Annotated in this window: 9 protein-coding genes and 3 riboswitches; of the genes, 4 read left to right on the top strand and 5 right to left on the bottom strand. The window is 34.9% G+C overall.

Annotated features, from left to right (window positions below):
- Positions 1-2 precede the first annotated feature (2 nt).
- From ftsA to ACFE0M_RS01670, 3 genes are all read left to right on the top strand, one after another.
- The gene (ftsA, locus tag ACFE0M_RS01680) at positions 3-1,319 is read left to right on the top strand and encodes a cell division protein FtsA (protein ID WP_434544010.1); all 1,317 of its coding nucleotides are present in this window, start codon (positions 3-5) and stop codon (positions 1,317-1,319) included.
- Between the two features lie 86 nt (positions 1,320-1,405).
- Complete coding sequence (ftsZ, locus tag ACFE0M_RS01675; protein WP_434544009.1) at positions 1,406-2,974, top strand: cell division protein FtsZ; 1,569 nt, start codon at positions 1,406-1,408, stop codon at positions 2,972-2,974.
- 202 nt (positions 2,975-3,176) lie between these two features.
- The gene (locus ACFE0M_RS01670) at positions 3,177-3,608 is read left to right on the top strand and encodes a DUF5606 family protein (RefSeq protein WP_434544008.1); all 432 of its coding nucleotides are present in this window, start codon (positions 3,177-3,179) and stop codon (positions 3,606-3,608) included.
- A 66-nt stretch (positions 3,609-3,674) separates the two neighbouring features.
- Here ACFE0M_RS01670 and ACFE0M_RS01665 read toward each other — a convergent pair whose 3' ends face one another.
- Together ACFE0M_RS01665 and ACFE0M_RS01660 are read right to left on the bottom strand one after the other, a co-directional pair.
- Positions 3,675-4,730: a DUF6687 family protein gene (locus tag ACFE0M_RS01665; RefSeq protein ID WP_434544007.1), complete on the bottom strand. Its 1,056-nt coding sequence runs from the start codon at positions 4,728-4,730 to the stop codon at positions 3,675-3,677.
- A gap of 195 nt (positions 4,731-4,925) precedes the next feature.
- On the bottom strand, positions 4,926-7,394 hold the full coding sequence (locus ACFE0M_RS01660; protein ID WP_434544006.1) for a TonB-dependent receptor: 2,469 nt from the start codon (positions 7,392-7,394) through the stop codon (positions 4,926-4,928).
- A 53-nt stretch (positions 7,395-7,447) separates the two neighbouring features.
- Positions 7,448-7,544, bottom strand: a riboswitch (TPP riboswitch).
- A 69-nt stretch (positions 7,545-7,613) separates the two neighbouring features.
- Positions 7,614-7,708: riboswitch (TPP riboswitch) on the bottom strand.
- 186 nt (positions 7,709-7,894) lie between these two features.
- Here ACFE0M_RS01660 and ACFE0M_RS01655 point away from each other — a divergent pair.
- Positions 7,895-15,649 carry a T9SS type A sorting domain-containing protein gene (locus tag ACFE0M_RS01655; RefSeq protein ID WP_434544005.1) on the top strand — a complete coding sequence of 2,585 codons (7,755 nt, stop codon included), beginning with the start codon at positions 7,895-7,897 and terminating at the stop codon, positions 15,647-15,649.
- A 187-nt stretch (positions 15,650-15,836) separates the two neighbouring features.
- Here ACFE0M_RS01655 and ACFE0M_RS01650 read toward each other — a convergent pair whose 3' ends face one another.
- The 3 genes from ACFE0M_RS01650 to ACFE0M_RS01640 form a co-directional block, all read right to left on the bottom strand.
- Positions 15,837-16,343 (bottom strand): AAA family ATPase, encoded by a 507-nt coding sequence (locus ACFE0M_RS01650; protein WP_434544004.1) that lies wholly within the window; start codon positions 16,341-16,343, stop codon positions 15,837-15,839.
- Positions 16,340-16,945: a nicotinamide riboside transporter PnuC gene (gene pnuC, locus ACFE0M_RS01645; protein ID WP_434544002.1), complete on the bottom strand. Its 606-nt coding sequence runs from the start codon at positions 16,943-16,945 to the stop codon at positions 16,340-16,342. The genes ACFE0M_RS01650 and pnuC overlap by 4 nt, the downstream gene beginning before the upstream one ends.
- Positions 16,943-17,036: riboswitch (TPP riboswitch) on the bottom strand. (Overlaps the previous gene by 3 nt.)
- A gap of 197 nt (positions 17,037-17,233) precedes the next feature.
- Positions 17,234-18,997, bottom strand: coding sequence for a tetratricopeptide repeat-containing sensor histidine kinase (locus ACFE0M_RS01640; protein ID WP_434544001.1), 1,764 nt, complete (start codon positions 18,995-18,997; stop codon positions 17,234-17,236).
- Between the last annotated feature and the right edge of the window lie 29 nt (positions 18,998-19,026).

Genomic DNA, 19,026 nt, shown 5'->3' with positions numbered 1-19,026 from the left:
ACATGCAAAATGATAAAATAGTAGTCGGATTAGACATAGGAACCACCAAAATATGTGTGATAGTGGGCCATAAAAATGACTATGGTAAGCTTGATGTTTTGGGTATGGGTAAAGCCGTATCTGATGGCGTAGTGAAAGGCAAAGTCATCAATATTGAAAAAACCATTTTGGCTATCAAAAAGGCGGTTGAGGAAGCCGAAGATAATTCCGGTATCGACATAAAAGTGGTGAATGTCGGCATTGCGGGTCACCATATCAGAAGTTCTATCCAAAGAGGAAGTATTACTCGTGAAGATAGAGATGAAGAAATTACGGTGGAGGATGTAAATCGCTTAACCAACGATATGCACCGAATGGTAATTCCTGCAGGTAATCAAATCATTCATGTAATGCCACAAGTTTATACGGTGGATTATGATGATGGGATTAAGGATCCTGTGGGAATGACGGGTATTCGATTGGAAGCAGATTTTCATGTCATCACTGCTGATATTAATTCTATCAACAATATTCAAAAATGTGTAAAAAGAGCAGGCTTGGATATTGAAAATATGATATTGGAACCACTGGCTTCCAGTTTGGCAGTATTATCAGATGATGAAAAAGAAGCCGGTGTTTGCTTGGTGGATATTGGGGGTGGTACTACCGATATTGCTATATTCCACGAAAATATTATACGTCATACTGGAGTAATTCCTTTTGGCGGAAATATCATTACTTCTGATATTAAGGAAGGCTGTATGGTCATGCAACAGCAAGCAGAATTATTGAAAACAAAATTCGGTAGGGCGATTTCCACTGAAGCCAGTGAGAATGAGATTGTTTCTATTCCGGGTTTAAGAAATAGAGCACCTAAAGAAATTTCCATTAAAAACTTGGCCCATATTGTGGAGGCCAGAATGGAAGAAATCATTGATTTGGTGCATGCTGAAATATTAGCATCTGGTTATGAGGGTCGTTTGGCAGGAGGAATTGTGATCACCGGTGGTGGTTCTCAAATGCACAGCGCCAGACAGCTAGTTGAATATTTAACCGGAATGGATGCCAGAATAGGATATCCAAACGAACATTTAGGAAGAACAAAAATAGAGGCTGTGAAAAGCCCGATGTATGCCACATCTGTAGGATTAGTATTGGCAGGTTATCGCTCAATTGACGAGCGAGAAAACAGGTACTTGGAAGCTAAGTTGAATAATCAAAATATGTTTATCAACCATAAGCAGAAGGGTGCGAAAAGAGAAGGAGACTTCTTTTCAAAGATTATCAATAAAACCAAGAGTTTTTTGATAGATGATTTTGATGACAAAGATGATTATTAAATAGAGCCTAAACGGCAATTGCATAAGATTGTGTAATTATAATTTAATATCACTATAATACTGAAAGAACTTAAAACACGGATATTATGACGGAAGGAGCTTATAAATTCGAAATTCCAAAACACCATAAATCTATCATCAAGGTGATAGGTGTTGGTGGGGGTGGCAGTAATGCTGTTAATCACATGTTTAACCAAGGCATCAGGGATGTTGAGTTTGTGGTCTGTAATACAGATTCTCAAGCGCTTAAATCAAGTCCTGTGCCTAATAAGCTGCAAATCGGAACCAATCTAACGAGCGGATTAGGTGCAGGTGCTAATCCTGAAAAAGGAAAAGATGCTGCACTGGAAAGCAAAGAAGAAATCCGTGATTTGTTGGGTAATGATACCAAGATGGTGTTTGTAACAGCAGGTATGGGAGGAGGAACCGGTACTGGTGCCGCTCCGGTAATTGCCCGTATTGCCAAAGAAATGGATATCCTCACTGTTGGGATTGTGACTTCCCCTTTCAGTTTTGAAGGAAAGAAAAAAGTTCGACAGGCAGAGGAAGGTATTCGTCAACTTAAGGAGAATTGTGATACTGTTTTGGTAATCCTCAATGATAAGTTGCGGGAAATCCATGGTAACCTGACCATAGGAAATGCATTTGCAAAAGCGGATAATGTATTGACAACCGGTGCCAAGGGTATAGCAGAAATCATCACGGTTCCGGGACAGGTTAACGTGGATTTTGAAGATGTGAAAACGGTGATGAAAAATGCCGGTGCCGCAGTTATGGGTTCTGCCAAAACCGATGGGGATGGAAGGGCTTTAAGAGCGGCCGAAGAAGCATTGTCTTCTCCGCTATTGAACAATACTGATATTTTAGGAGCGCAAAAAATATTATTGTCCATTATTTCAGGTGAAAAAGCTGAATTACAGATGGATGAGTTAACTGAAATTACAGATTACATACAGGAGAGAGCAGGTGATGAGGCTGAAGTGATTTTCGGTCATGGTATGGATGAATCATTAGGTGAGAGCTTATCCGTAACGGTAATTGCTACTGGATTTGACCAAAGTGGTTATAAAGAAAATGCGATTCCACACAAGGAAGCCAGAAAGGTTTATGATTTGGATTCTAATAAACAAATTACACTTTTTGGCAATGAGAAGGAAGAAGAACAGCCTAAGCCTGCGCCTAAAAATGAACCAAGTACGTTCACTTTTGAAAAGCGAAATACACAAGAATCACGACCGCAAGCAGATGAGGAAAGAGGCTATTCATTTGGTTTTCCTTCTAAGAAGAATGAGGAACCTCAATATGAAGAAGAGGAAAATAATTATGCCGATGACTTCACGGAAAGTTTATCCAATGATTATGAGATTGTAGATAAATCGGAAAGTCAAGATGATATTGAAAAGAAAGAAGCTCAACGGCAGGAAATGTTGAGACAACGGTCAAAAGAAAGAATTGAAAAATTGAAGAATTTAAATGGCGGCCATACCAATACTCCAGAAGCTTATAAGCAAATGGAGGTGCCAGCTTATAAACGTAAGCAGGTAAAATTAAGAGATGTGCCGCATTCTTCAGAGCAAAATGTCTCAAGGTTTAATTTGAACGATGATAATCAGATATTGGGCAATAATAAGTTCTTGCACGATAACGTAGATTAAAGTTTTAAACCTCCAAGTCATAATAAACAGGTGTAAAGGCAGCTTCGAAAGGGGCTGCTTTTTTTAGTTATAGGCAGAAGTAAAATTCATTAAGCAATTCTTTTAGGAGTAAATCAAATTTACCTAAAAAACTACACCTTAATTTTGTGAAAACGAAAATGTTTGCAGTAAATTCGTCCATCAATTTTAGAAATAAGAAAACATGGATTTAAAAGATATAGCATCAGTAACTGGGAAAGGCGGTTTGTTTAAGGTTGTAAAACCATCTAGAACAGGCGTAATTTTGGAGTCATTGGATGAAAAGAAGCAAAAGCTGGTAGCTCATGCTCATGATAGAGTCTCCATTCTGGATGAAATATCCATTTATACTACCGATGCCGAAGGAAATGTTCCTTTGCAAAAGATTTTCAATACCATGCATGAGGAGTTTGGAGATGATTTAGGAATTGATGCAAAATCCTCAAAAGAAGAGATCATGGCTTTTTTAAAGCACATCTTGCCTAATTATGATGAAAATCAGGTTTATCCTTCTGATGTGAAAAAATTGGTGAGCTGGTACAATACTTTATTGAAAGAGGCTCCTGATGTTTTGACGGCTAAAAGCGAAGAAAAGAAAGAGGAGGACAAGGAGTAATTTTATTTGCTAGAAACATCATTTTAAACCTTCCAAGTTTTCAAAACTTAGAAGGTTTATTATAGTTTAAGCGAAAATCTCCTCATTCAACTTCCTAACCTCTTTCCAATCTAAAGTTTCTCCTTTTGAAAGCGTTTTATAATGCGCTCTAAAATAATTAATGCAAATATTCTGAAATTCTTCTGGAGCTATACTTGAAGAATAGATAGGTCGAAAACAAGGGCTTAAGTACCGCTCTTTTTTATTAAGTTTTGCTCCTTTCAAACGAAGGATTGGAGCGGTATCAGTAAAATGCTCGGCTTCCCATTTTTTACCGCTTTTCTCGATTTCATTTAATTGATCGCATAGTTTTTCCATACTGATTCTTGGAAAATGCTTTCTTGTGGTATTGATCCAAGTAGTGTATTTAAATTCCATTTCATATCGATTTTCCGGATATATACTCATCACGATATCTGCAGATTGGCTTTTGCTGTATAGTGCATAGTAATGTAATGGTTCTTGGGCTTCTACTATGTGCATTCTGATATCATTGATGGTTTCTTGCCCATCAATTTTTTCAAGATGCTTCAATACTAATTTGAATTCCTCTGTTTCAGGGACATCCTCAATAGGTAAATCCACTACATTGCTGAAAGCATCCAAAAAGTGAATGTATTTCGGTACACAAGCCTCCATTTCTTTTTCCGCTATTTCAGGAGCACCAAAAGGTGGATAAAATAGCTCAGCTTCTTCCTCATTCAACCAACAAACTATTTTTAATGCTTTTTCCCAGTCCGAATATTTGAAATTAATCTCTCTGAAATCCCCAATTTGAGCCATTTCAGTCAATAAATTATAATGTTCTAATGCTTTTTTTGGATTGAAAATAGCCCAATTACCCAAAAATCCATCTATATCATAATGATTGTTGGTCACATATTTTTTATTCAACTCCGGAAGTTGATTCTGAATTGCCTTTAATACAATTTCTGTGCTGGTATCTGCATGACAATTGTTGGGAACTGGAGCTCCTCTCCAATGCGATAAATCAAACCCCTGAGGATGGTGGGCATCTACTACCAAAACTTCATGAGGATATTTTTTGATGTCATAAAAAGGAATGAATGTTTTATTGATCATAAATAGAATTTCCAGAGTGAAAAAAAAATTATAAAAGACCTGTCAGATTTTTAATTTATGTTTTTATGGTTGGTGCTCCACCAACCATGGATTCTACCCCGGTCGGTGACACACCTACTGGAAACCATAATTAATAATTTAAGTAAACCTGACAGGTCTTAATGAAGTAATTTAACTTTTTAACTTCAATACTTTCTAAAATTTCAAATTCAAGCCTAACAAGTAGTTAGTGCCTGCCTGAGGATATAAATAATTTTCTCTTACCTCATAAGTTCCAGCATTGTAGCCAAAGGTATAACCATTAGATGAGTACAGCTCATTAAAAACATTATTGACCATTAATTTAATTTCAGCTGTTTTCAAGAACGGTAAACTAAATTGATAGCTTCCTACAAAATCACTTACAAAATATGGGTCTATTGCTCTATTATCATTGGAAGTATTATCCAGATATTGTTTACCCACATATTTATTTAAAAGAGAAAATTGTAATCCTGTAATAGGTTGATATTTAATTTCTCCTGCTGCTATAATGTTGGGCGAGAATGATATATCAGTATTGCTATATTCATTTTCAATAACATTAAACTCATCAAAGGCTTCTCCATAATCATAAATTACCTCCGTGAAATTGGCTATTTTATTTTGGCTAAAAGTAGCATTTCCACCAATTGACCATTTCGAATTCAATTGGTAAGCTCCAATTAATTCAATTCCAGTTCTATAACTTTTATCTACATTGGTTCTGATACTTGAACCCACATCATTGAGCTCCCCTGTCAACACCAATTGATTATTATAATCCATATAATAAACTATGGCTTCAGCGCTGTAATTTCTAGCTTGCTTTTTATATCCGATCTCATAATCAATTAAATTTTCATGTTTTGGTGTTTGACCTTGTGGAGCATCCACAAAATCATTTCTAACCGGCTCTCTGTTGGCTACTGCAACGGAAGCATAGATTTGACTGTTATCTGCCAATAAGTAGGTTAACCCTCCTTTAGGGTTGAAAAAGGTATAGTCTCCACCAGTATTGATTTGGGTCAGATCAGCATCAATACCCTTTGTTTGATAATTGATGTTTCTTACTTGCATATCTGCAAAAAGATTAAGCTTTTCATTCAATTGATAATCCGCTTTTAAGTAAGTATTAAAATCGTACTTTCTTCCGTAATTATCGTAATATCGATCTCTTATTTCAGAGTCTCCAGCAAATTGTGCCCATATGATTTCTCCAAAATGGTCTCCATCATATTCATTATAGGCTCCACCTAGTGTAACATCCCATTTGTCTTTCTGATAATTCAAGCTATAAGTGAAACCATAAAAATGATTGTCTAACCATCTTCTTCTAATCAAATCAGTAGAAGTAATTGTACTATCTCCAATGACTACATTATCTAATTGATAATCAGCAAAATCATCCTCATTTCTATATTGCTCATAATAGCCTCTTCCATAAGTATAGTGGAGAGCGGCATTAGCTTGCAAATTTTCAGTGAATTGATGAGAAAGATGTAATTGATAATGATCTTGCTGATAATTATCAGTCTCATTATCATATAAATAGTAGTTAAATGTTCTGCCTGAATTCAAAAGATTTTCAGCTTGCTCATCGGTATAGCCATTATTGATGATGACTTCCTGCATTCCTTCCACATCATTTTCCAATCTCGCCTCTGGGGTTCCCCACCAGCTTTGATAAGTTTTTTCTTTTCCGCCAAAAGCCAAGGCTTTCACGATAGTTTTGTCACCATAATAAGCTCCTGATAGAAAATAAGATTGCATATCAGAGCTCGCCCTGTCGATATAACCATCTGAATGAATTGAGGATAATCTACCTTCAAATGACCAACCACTATTCGTAATTCCTGAATTGAAAATCACATTATGTCTTCTGGTATTGAAAGAGCCATAGGAGTTATTGACTTCCCCGAATGCATCTTGCGAAGGTGTGGAAGTTTGCATATTAACCGAAGCTCCAAATGCGGCCGCCCCATTTGTGGAAGTTCCAACACCTCTTTGGATTTGGATATTATCCACAGAACTTGCTAAATCGGGCATATTAACCCAAAAAGTACCGTGTGATTCTGAATCATTGATTGGAATCCCATTTACAGTTACATTGATTCTTGTTCCATCGCTACCTCTAATTCGCATTCCAGTATAACCAACTCCAGCGCCTGCATCGGAGGTGGTTACCATAGAAGGCGTGTAATTTAGTAGCATAGGCATATCTTGTGCTAAGTTTTGCCTGTTAAGTTCGGCTTTTTTAATGTTTGTAAAGGTAGTGGGTGTTTTTTCATCTGCCCTAGTAGCAGAAACCATTACTTCATCGGTTAATTGCACATCTTTTTCAAGCTCAAAATTAAGCGTAATATCACTGCTTTGCACCGTCACTTTCTTGGACGCCTGTTTATAGCCTATATAGGAAACCTTAATCTCATATTCTCCTGCTTTGACTTTATTGATACGATAATTTCCATCAATATCAGTAGCGCTTCCTTTTTGAATGGATTCTATGACCACACTGGCACCTACTAAGGGTGAATTGTCTTCCTGAGAAATCACTTTCCCGGTAATGCTGCTTTGTGCCATTAATTGCATACTCATGACCACAGCTAAAGCAGTTAATAACCACTTTTTTGTAAATTGTAACATTGTTTAAATTGTTTGTTAGTGAAACTTGTGGAGGCGGGGTAAGTACCTCCTTCATTTTCCTTAACCAAAATCCCTGCGACCGCATTATCGGCATCAGGTTCATTGGGTATGATCTCAGCCCGTTGTATTAAGGCACCCCAGCGTTGAAACGCTTTGTCTTCATAATGGATTATGCAGAACTTTTGTTCCTGAATCCTATTTTAAATTTATATTTATTTCTTGATTTATATTCAAAATTCCTACGCTCGCATTACCGAGATCAGGTTCAGGGTATATTCTCAGCCCGTTATATTAAGGCACCCCTAATTGATGTTGCAAGTATAGGGGTGATAAATGGGGATTGCAAATTCTATATCACTATTTTAAGTATTTTATTGATTTACAATGTTTCTGCAAACATTTGTATTAAAGAAGTTTGCTGCTGATTATGAATACATTAGTTTTGGAGTTTGGAAAAATCTGTTCCTGATAAAATATTTCTCAATTACTTTAAATTCTTTATGGAAAAATTTTACACTCCCCTCAAATCCCTATTATCTTTATTTTTGATTTTATTTACATTTAATGTTAATGCCGCAGACTACTATTGGATAGGAGGTAGTGGTGATGTCAATGATTTAAATCATTGGGCAACAACTAGTGGCGGATCAACGCTGCATTCAAATCTGCCCAGTGAAAATGATGATCTATTTTTTGATGCTAATTCATTTTCGGCTAATGACCAGCAAGTAAATTTTAATCAAAATATTTCCTTTCATGATCTTACAGCAGATAATTTAGGCTTTGCTATTGACTTTGTTGGTACGGGTAACTGGAATATTTACGGCTCATTATACATATCAAATCAAGTAGGTCTTGCACTGAATGCCGCCATATATTTCAACTTTGATGAAGCGGAGTCTGTGTTTGTAGCTCAGAATAACTTCAATAGTAATCCTGATGCAGTAAGCATTACCCTTGATGGAAGCGCTGAATTGAATATGAATTCAGGACTTGGTGCCAATGTGTTTTATCATAATTCTGGTACAGTAAACTACGGAGCCAATACTTTCAATTTCACGTATTTTTATGCGCTTTATTCTTCTACAAGAACCTTAAATATTTCAGATGCCACAATTAATGTGGAAAGATGGGACGTAAATGATAATGCTGACATTTCTGTAATTAGTACCAACTCCACCATTAACGTCAATGATGAGTTTCACGGAGGGTCAAAACAGTATGATAATTTAATTGCTTCTGAACCTGAATTTTTTGACGATGTCTATGTTACTGGTGATAATACCTTTTCCACTATACAGATAAATGCAGGTGTAGAGCTTAAACTAGATGCTGGAAGCACTCAAACGGTAACCTCTTCGATTGATGCAAATGGTACAGAAACTGACTTGGCTTATTTTATTTCTTCAACCGAAGGAACCACAGCCTTTTTAACTGGTTCAGGAATAAATATAAATGGGACCTATGTGAATATTTCAGATGTAGATTATACAGGTTCGGCCACTTTTAGTTTAGAAAACTCCTTAATTTTAGACGATTCCCAAGGTTGGGAAACAAATTCAGTCCCTACACCAACAGGGAGCGGTCAGTTTTATTATTCAAAAGTATTTAGTGACAGTGTTTATTTAGGCTTGACTGCAGGTGATGGAATGGAAAGAATTGTATTCATGCGAGCGGGAGATTTCCCAGACGTAACAGTCGCAGATGATACCGAATATACTGCTAATACCACTTTCGGAGCTGGAGACTTAGTAGGTACAGACACTTATGTGGTTTATCAGGGGAAAGAGAATCAGGTAAAAATAGAAGGGCTTCAACCTAATACCGAATATTATATAACTCGTATGGAAGTAAATTCTACTTCTGATAATTCCAGTATAAAATACCAAAGTACTTCAACGAGCTTTTCAAAGATTGCCACCACATTGGAGAGTGGGAATATATACATGGAAAATGGAAGTGTAGAGGTTAATTCGGGAGATAGTTTTTACGATGATGGTGGGGCTGGTTATTATTTCCCAAACAGATCTCAGGTTTTAACATTAAATTCTGCAGAAGCTGGTAAATCAGTAAAATTGACATTCAATGAATTGGAAGTACGGTCCTACGAAAAACTACGGATATTTGACGGAACAGATACCACTGCTACTCTATTGGAATCTTTTTCAGGTTCTAGCCATACATTACCATTCAGTGTTACCTCATCAGGAGAGTCTTTAACTGTGAAATTCGAAAGTGAGGATTTTGAGACTTCTGATTTTAGTTCAGATGGTTGGCAGGCCGATGTAGAAATTTTGTTAACAGAACCAAGTCTCATTCCTAGTAATTTATCTACAACAGATGTGCAAGATAATCAAATCAGCTTCACTTTTGAGCCTGGAAATGGCTCAGGGAGATTGATTTTGGCATTTGAAGAACAAACGAATTTCTTTTACAACATTGAAGATGATATAGAATATACTGCTAATAATAATTTTGGTAGTGGAGAGGAGGTTTATCCTGGGGTTTTTGTAATCGGTAATGGCGATATAGATCAACTAACTTTGACCGGTTTAACAGCAAATAGTACATACGAAATCAGGATCATTGAATATAATCAAGCAGCGGGAAGCATTAATTATTCTTCGGGCCATTATATTAGTCAAATTTCAAATACATACCAACCGCCCAGTGATCACTTTTCAAACTATCGAATATATCCAGATAGGTTACCTGTAATTCAGAGAAATGTAAATGATTTGACCCTCTCTGGGGTTAATTTGTATTTACCTTCTGTAGAAGAGAAAGATATTTTAAATGTTTTATTGCTTGCGAGTGAAAACCCTATCAATGAAGATGAGTTAAGCACTGTTTTGGTAGATGACTTCAGTATAAACGCTGATGAAGATTTTAAACTAGGAGATGAGGTTTTACCTGGAGTCTTTGCTTTATCCAAGAGTAAATTTGATGCAGCAATTCAAGTTAATAATCTTGATTCTGATACAAAATATCATTTTGCTGCCGTTTTGTATCGTGAAAATGTAAGCGGAGTTAGATATGGTTTAAATACTTTTACAGAGATCGTAAATACTTCAACTCTTCAACAAGAGAGTATTAGACTTGGTGATGGTCAGAATACTATTTCTTCTCAGAAGACTTTATATGATCAAAGTGGTTTTTCTGGTAATTTGGAAAACAGTTTTTCATTGGTTGAAACTTATATTCCAGCAGAAAGTGAGTCTAGTCTTAAATTAATTATGGAATATAATTATTTACTTAATGTAGATAAGCTTATCATTTATGATGGAACAGATACGAATGCTCCAGTTTTAAGAGACTATACAAATAACAGAACCGGGTTATTTTATAATCAGGAAATTTTGGAAGCTACAAATGAGACTGGTGCAATTACCATTGAATTCGTAAAAAGTGAGGAAGGTCAATCGAATGTCCAAGACAAAATAGGCTTTAGAGCTAGTATTTTTCAGTTTGGTGAAGGAGTAAAGCCATCAGTGACAGGTAGAAATATTCAAATAAGTAATATTTCATATCAATCTGCTGATGTGAATTGGGACAGGGGAGACGGTGAAAAAGTATTGGTTATTTTTTCTAGTGATGATCGAAATCTACTGTCTCCAATTGATGGTCTGAATTATTTAGCTGATCGGGAATTGAAAAAGGAGGTAACTAGGGATAATTATGCTGTCTATAATGGAACTGAAAATAATTTTTCGGTCTCTGAATTAGAACCAGGTACTACCTACCATGTTCGAATTTTTGAATACAATGGATCTTCAAGCGATCTGGTGTATGGTGACGGTATTTCTACTATATTTAAGACAAAAACCATTAAGCCGAATTTGGATGCTTCAAATGTACAATTTGAAATAACAGGTGAAGATGAAATCACATTAAATTGGACTAGCGGCAATGGAAAAAGAAGACTTGTACTCATAAACACTGGTAATTATGCCAATAATCTTGATAATGACCTTTTGAAAAGCTACGAATTCCCACTTGTTGAGGGAGGAACTTACAGCGATTTACCAAGATATCGTTTCTCAAATTCACCATTCTCTTATTTAGGTTATAATGGCGATGGAAATTCTGTAACGATTTCAGGTTTATCAAAAGACCAAATATATTATTTTAATGTTGTCGAGTATAACGAGTTAGATGGCCTTTATGATTATTTGATCCCCAAAAAGGACTATGAATTTGCGGTTACACCTAGTACTCCAACTTATTCGTTCAATTCATTTGAGGTATTTGATATTTCAGCTACGGAGGTTAAACTGGATGCTGAGGGTCAATATGGCCTTGTAGTAATTTCAGATTCAGACAATGCAGATGTGCCTTTCGAGGAAGGGAAGATCCCTGATGATTTAGAAGATATCCGTTTTGGAAGAGAGTTTCAAGGAGTGATAGATGGGAAAATAGTGTTAATTAGACCTCTTGATAGCATTACGGTAAATGTTTTGAAGCCAAACACAGATTATCTAATAGCTGTATATCCTGTAAATTTAAATGAAAAAACAGTGAACTACAGTGAATTGGATAAGGTTACAGATAGTTTTCAGACAGGGCCTGTAAAAGATTTTTATTATATTAATAAAACAGGTTTTTGGGAAGATGAGGAAAATTGGGTAACAAGTTCAGGGGGTACTGAATTACATCATGCAATTCCGGATGCAAGCTCAAATGTTATCATAGATGAGAACTCTTTTATTTATGGAGACGAAGAATATACTTATATTTACTTTAGAAATAGTGAAGCTTCTGTCTATAATCTAGATTTGGGTGGTGTAAATGAAAACTTAACATTAATAAATGAAAACTATACTACACTAAAGTTAAACATTGGTAGTAGCATATATAGTAATGAATATTCAAAAATAATAGCAGGTAGTTATAACTTCATTCAACTTGCTGATACCAATTATGTGAAAATACCAGTGAATAGAACTGTTGGTAATATTAAATTTAGAGCAAATAGTGGTAATAAAACTATAATACAAGGCATTCCAAAGACTTCTGCTTTTGATGTATCTAATTCACATGTTATTTTCGCTTTGAAAGATGATGAATTAGCAGTTAATCAAATTTTCATAAATAATACTAAAGTTGATAGCCTCCCTACTTTTTATGACGTGAGAACTATTAATAGTGATTTACATTTTGATAAAATCATCACCAATGAGGCCAGCGATATATTTTGGATTTCTTCATCGCTTCATGTAGATTCATTAATATTGAAGGGGAACTCTATGAAATTTTCAAACTCTGATACATTAAATGTTTCTCACTTTCAATATCCTACAACTTCATTTACTATTAATTCTGAGACATCAAAATCATATATTAAAACGGATAAGGACAGTTTAATTCTTGAAAACGCTATTATAAGTAATAACCATACAATTGGAAATGCCTTTTATTTGGCTAATAATTCTATTAAATTAGATAATGTAAAGGGATGGAATTTTTCTTTGGATTCAGTCCCTGAATTTGAAGGAAATGGTGATCTTTTTGGTAGAAAAGTACTTAAAGAGTCATTGTTATTAATCAGTAAAAACAAACCTAGATTTCAGAATTACTATGTTACCATTCAAACTTCTGGGGATTCAACTATTACACCAGCTGTCAAAAATATTCCTACTGTTTCAAATACCTTTTATGAAAATTTAAAGAAGGAACAAGGTGTATTTGTTGGAAGCACTGAAAGATTTGACGTAAAAGGACTTCAGCCATCTACTGATTATGAATTAAAAATTTATGATTATTATGAAAGAGAAGATAGTTTGTTTTACTCAATCCCGAAAATTTTCGAATTTTCTACTTTAGATGAAGGTGATATCTTGATGAATTCGGTGAATAGAGAAGAAAAAGTTACAAAAAATGTATTATATACTGAAAATGGTTCTGGGTCTTCTTATCCGTGGAACGAAAACAGTATCACTCTTCTTCCTACTGCCCCTTCTAAAAAAGCGAATATTACTGTCAGACCAGGATCACGCTTAAACTCGCCATTAGATATAAATGTATATGATGGTTCTGATAATACTGCTCCTCTTATTTTTTCAGAAAATCTAAGGGATTATGAATTGCTTGAGTCAATAACTATCAACTCTATTACTGCTTCGAATGATGAAGGAGCTTTAACAGTAGAATTGAAAAAGCCTGATGGAAGTTTTGGAGGGTATATTTATGATAGATCTACAGAATTTTTAGTATATGAATCAGAGGGTGTACTTGCCAATGAACCTACCCAGCAAGCCAAGAATATTGTGATTTCTAATACAACTAAAACTACAGCAGACATTTCTTGGACAAGGGGGGATGGTTCAAATACTTTGGTTTTTATGTCTAAAGAAGGATACTCTTATGACAATACAACATTTGTAGATGGACTTAAATTAAATGAAAGTGAGAAGTTTGGGGAAGGTGATATTTTAGGAACAAGAACACCTAACAAATATATTATGTATGCAGGTCAAGATTCTAGTTTTACTGTTGAAGGTTTGGACCCGGAATCAAGATATTATGTTCATGTATTGACATTTAACTTTTCAGATTCGGAAGACCCTAATTATTTGTGGTCGGATATTAGTAGAAATTATTTTACAACTTTGCCCGGATCACCTGTATCTGTCCCAATTAATTTCAGTATTGTTTCTAAACAAGCAACCACCGTTAAATTCACTGTTGAAGATTCTACTGGCACTGGTGCTTTAATCTTAATTAATGAAGGGAAGAATGTTGATCTAAGTTTAGTAAATGATAGTATAAAAAACTTAGATCGACCAAACCATGAAATTTTGTTTGATCAATTAGATTCTTTACAGGATGGTAGTAGAATTTATTTTGCAAACCAATATCATGAAATGGTTTATGAGTTGAATCAATTAAAAGAATCTACTAAATATTACTACGCTATATATAATTTCAGGGAAAACAATACTGGTAGAACTGTTAACGAAAATGCTTTAACCGGTAGCTTTTCTACAAGAGATGGAAGCTTTAAAATTGATAATTTTGCTTTACCAGATCAAAATTTGGAAGGCGATCAATTATGCCAAGGAGCAGTATTTAAAATAGACTATAGTTATTTAGGTGTAAATCAAGGTGAAAACTTTCCTATCCCGGTTTATTCAAACAACCCAGATATGAGAGATAGCTTGGCGTTGGATGTTATATCTTCGGAGAATGGTTATTTGATAGTACAACTTCCTGATGAATTGGATTCAGGAAAGTATTATTTTTCCTTAATTCCTGAATTAGGGTCAGATTTCAACACTTATGTGGATTCTCTTAATATAGTTTCTGTTTCTGAAATGGAAATATCAAGAAATGAAAATCAATTAGTTGCTAACTCTTCTGAAAACTTGAGTTGGTTCAGGAATGATGCAATTATTGAACAACAATTTGATTCTGTCTTGGATATTAGCCAGGAAGGTAAATACTACGCTACAAAGTTTTCAGCGAACTGCGAATACACTTCCAATGAAATCTATGTAAAAGCAGAAATTGCGTTAAACCAAGATACCATTCAATCTTGTACCAATCAATTGTTGGATATAAGCTTTGAAAATGCATTTGGCAAGCCTAGCAGTTCATTTAATTATTATGCTTTGCTTATGGATGGTTCTGGTAATGAACAATCGCTTGAATTGGATACCATAAATTTAGATAATAATTTCTTCAGTTTTGCTTTGCCTGATAATCTACTTTCAGATTATTATTCAATTGTATTAAAGACTGACGGAGATAGTATAGAATCCGATACAGCTATCGTCTATATTGAAAACTTGGAACCTGCTGTGGTTACGCTTACCGAAAATGGTCTAAGTTCTAATTATGAGAATGGAAACCAATGGTTATTTAATGGTGAGCCTATAAATGGAGCCACTTCACAAACAATATCGATTGATAGGACAGGTGTTTATTCTGTTGAGGTATCCACTGAGTTTTGCACCATTCAATCAGAGGGAATTACGCTGACTTCAAATAAGAAAGGCTTGATGGCAGTTGGATTTAGGGCTTATCCAAATCCAATCCGCAATGATCTGAACCTGAAATATACAGGAGACGAATATTTAGGCTTGAGTAGTGTAGTGGTAACTGATTTGAGAGGAAAAACGGTTTATAACGGCTTACATGACTTCCAAAGAGAAAGTAAACTTCAAATACCATTAAATGAAATTAGTTCAGGGGTGTATTTTATTACCGTTGAAACCAAGCATTTTAGAGCTCAACAGAAATTAATTAAAAGGTAAGATGATCTCTGCTTGGTCATATTAAGAATTATGCTAAACCTGTCAGGTTTTAAGAAATTATAGAACTAAAATAGAATTGTTCTTGACAATTAATACCTAGTAGAAACCTGACAGGTTTTTATCCTATTTTAAACTTGATAAAGTGGGATTACTTTATTTAATGAGGAGGGAAGAAGAAAAGCCCTCCTTATTTTATTTTCTCAACAGCCTCAATTGCCTTTTCCAATCTGTTTTTTGTTCCAGAAATTACAGCATAATCCAAATCCGAATCTACCAATTCCTTGTGGTAGCGCTCAAACAAATCCTTTCTCATATTGGGGTTTTCCCTAAGTGGGTCTGCTTCCCATGGTAAATCTGGGGTACATAGCAAGTAGAAATCATAAGGATGGGATCTAAGCTGATTTAAAACCCAAGAATGGCATTCCCCATACTTAACTTCATACCATACCTTCATCATAATTAAATCAGTATCACAAAACAATAGTTTTTTAGCTATACTACTCATTTTATCTTCCAAAATCACCATACCTTTGCTAATGGCCAATAGATCGGATTGATTATAATCAGGCCCATTTTCTTCTAAATATTTTCTTCCATATTCAGGTACGAATGGTTCGTTAAAATGTGCAGCCAATGATTTAGATAAAGTGCTTTTCCCAGTACTTTCAGGCCCTATGATGGCAATTTTCTTCATGCGTATTTGGTATAGTATAGTTTACGCCAATTGTAATATCCTACAGCAGCTATGATTACATAAGCAGCCATTAATAGCGAGGTTAGGAATAATTCCCTTTGAAAATAAATATAAACGGCCACTGCATCAATCACAATCCAATACAGCCAGTTTTCTAGTACTTTTCTAGTCACTAATAAAGTGGTCAATACACTAAATACTGTAGTGAATGAGTCTAAATAGGGGAGTTGAGCATCTGTGTTTTCTACTAAAAAGTAACCAAGTCCAAAAGTGAATAGGATGCCTGAAATGATAAATAAGCCATGCTCTTTCAGTTTCATTTTCGAGATAGGTAATTCTTTTTCTTTTCTATTGGGATTTCGCCAGTGCCACCAACCGTATATGGTAGTACCTAAATAGTAGAAATTCAGTCCCATTTCCGCATAAAGCTGGACTTGATAGCAGATGACTAAATAAATGCTGACACTCACCAAACTAGCATACCAGCACCAGATCATTTCTTTAGCGGCAAAATAGATGTATAATATTCCAAAAAATACACCAAGTCCTTCCAGCCAACCCATATTGAGAAGGCCTACATACAATTCATTTAAAATATCCATTTGCTATATCTTATTTCCTACGCCTGCATTATCAGGATCAGGTCCAGGGTATGTTCTCAGCCCGTTATTTTGAGGCACCCCATAATTGATGGAACAAGTTAGGAGATTCAGACAAAAAGAAAAAGGGTTTATCCAAACACTTTTATTAAAATGATTTCTGAGTAAAATATGTGTCTATTTAAATTTATTAGATTTGAAATGGATAGGACAGTAGCGGACAATTTAATGAACAGGAAAGCATGTATAATTTAAAATATAGATACTCTTATCTTATTATGAAAGATGAAATTATTTCACCTCCTCTTGAGCTATAGGGATTTTAACTTCGAATGTAGTGCCTATTTTTATTTCGCTATTTACGGTAACCTCTCCTTTAAGCCTTTCAATAGCTCTTTTCATGATGAATAGGCCTAAGCCGGTTCCACTTCCGTTCTCACTTGCCCTGTAGAACATATCAAATATTTTTACTTGATGTTCTTCTTCTATTCCTTCACCATTATCGCTTACTTTTATATGGATTTTCTCTTTTTTCTTGAAAATCTTTATCTCTACTACAGGGTTTTCTTTTTCTTCATCTACATATTTTATGCTGTTTTCAATTAAGTTCTGAAGAATGGTGTTGACAATATACCACTCGGACTTGAAGTAAAGATTACTTTCAATATCAATTGTGAAGTTTATTTTATTATAATTAGGTAAATAGGCATAGGCTGAAATACAATTATCTACGATTTCGTAAAAATTGATAGGTGTTAATTTAATATCTCTGTAATTCAATTCAGTGATATTGATTAATTCCATTACGATCATGTTCAATCGCCTGATTTGATGATCATACATTTTAAAAAAATGCCTTGCTTCAGGATCTTTAATATCTTTATCCACCAAATCACTCAAACCAAGCAGTGAGGCAATAGGGCCCTTCAAATCATGTGAAACCCTATAGAAAAATGAATCTAGTTCGGTATTTTTCTTTTCTATGATGGACGCTTTTTCTTGTTCCATTTCAGCATCCTTTTCTATATCCTCCATTTGTGAAATCACCTCATAACCATCCACAAGATTTTGGATATACTTACTGTTCTCTTCCTCCCTTAATTTCACATATTCTTCCAAATGATACAATGCTTTGGAGGTATTCACTGGTTTAAAACATTGAAAGAGCAATTGATGACATTTAAATAAACTTTGATTGAAATTACCCTTTTCTGCAATTTGAGCAGCCTCCTCTAAAATATCTATGGCTTCTTTTATTTTTCCTTCCTGAAAATAAACCCTGCCTAGTTTCTCCATACTCTCCACCATTCCAACCTGTAGGTTGTATTTGGTGAAAAGAGATAAAGCTTTTTCAAAATTTTCTTCGGCTTTTTTAAATTTACCAGCTTTGACTTTAATTTTCCCTGCCAAATAATATGCTCTTGCCAACTTTTCTTTCTGGTGAAGTTCTTCTTTAAGGCTAATACATTTTTCTATCAAATGAGAAGCTTTAGGTATTTTCTCAGATTTCAGATTAATACCTGCAAGGCTCAAATATATATCACTTATTAAATTATTGTTTTTATGCTCTTCTGCTTCTGCAAAAGCTTCCTCATAAGCTAAATATGCATTTTTAAAATCATGAAATTCTTCATAGAGATTTCCCAATAGGCACAATGATTTGGCATGGAATCGATAATCCTTAATTTTTGCGTAATAATGTACTGCATCTGATAAATGTGGCAAAGCTTCACTGTATTTCCCTTGCTCTTTATAAATAGTTCCTAAATTATAACAGGAATCCCCTTTTCCTCTGTCATAATTTATTTTATTGGCTATGGATTGTGCCCTTTCAGCTAAGGATTTAGCAGTAGCAAATTCCTTATTTTTCCTTTGGAGAATAGATAACTGATTGAGTGCATCAGCATGCACTGCATTTTTATTTTTTATTTTTTGAGATTTGAAAAGAGCCTTTTCTGTTAAACTTATAGCATTTGGTAAGCTTTCACTTGAAATGGCATGTGCCTCAGCAAGTAATTCCTCAATCTCCCCTATAAGGTTGTCAGTTATCTTCAACTATATTCAAATTCAATGGTTCATTGGTA

The organism is Marivirga sp., assembly GCF_051117495.1.
GTDB lineage: Bacteria > Bacteroidota > Bacteroidia > Cytophagales > Cyclobacteriaceae > Marivirga.
Note: the sequence above shows the minus strand (reverse complement) of the source record. Positions and strands in the feature narration are given on the sequence as shown.

Bases quoted from the DNA above. Each gene is read 5' to 3' on its own strand.
- ACFE0M_RS01670 (WP_434544008.1), top strand. From the start codon at position 3,177: ATGGATTTAAAAGATATAGCATCAGTAACTGGGAAAGGCGGTTTGTTT.
- pnuC (WP_434544002.1), bottom strand. From the start codon at position 16,945: ATGGATATTTTAAATGAATTGTATGTAGGCCTTCTCAATATGGGTTGG.
- ftsA (WP_434544010.1), top strand. From the start codon at position 3: ATGCAAAATGATAAAATAGTAGTCGGATTAGACATAGGAACCACCAAA.
- ACFE0M_RS01650 (WP_434544004.1), bottom strand. From the start codon at position 16,343: ATGAAGAAAATTGCCATCATAGGGCCTGAAAGTACTGGGAAAAGCACT.
- ACFE0M_RS01655 (WP_434544005.1), top strand. From the start codon at position 7,895: ATGGAAAAATTTTACACTCCCCTCAAATCCCTATTATCTTTATTTTTG.
- ftsZ (WP_434544009.1), top strand. From the start codon at position 1,406: ATGACGGAAGGAGCTTATAAATTCGAAATTCCAAAACACCATAAATCT.
- ACFE0M_RS01660 (WP_434544006.1), bottom strand. From the start codon at position 7,394: ATGTTACAATTTACAAAAAAGTGGTTATTAACTGCTTTAGCTGTGGTC.
- ACFE0M_RS01665 (WP_434544007.1), bottom strand. From the start codon at position 4,730: ATGATCAATAAAACATTCATTCCTTTTTATGACATCAAAAAATATCCT.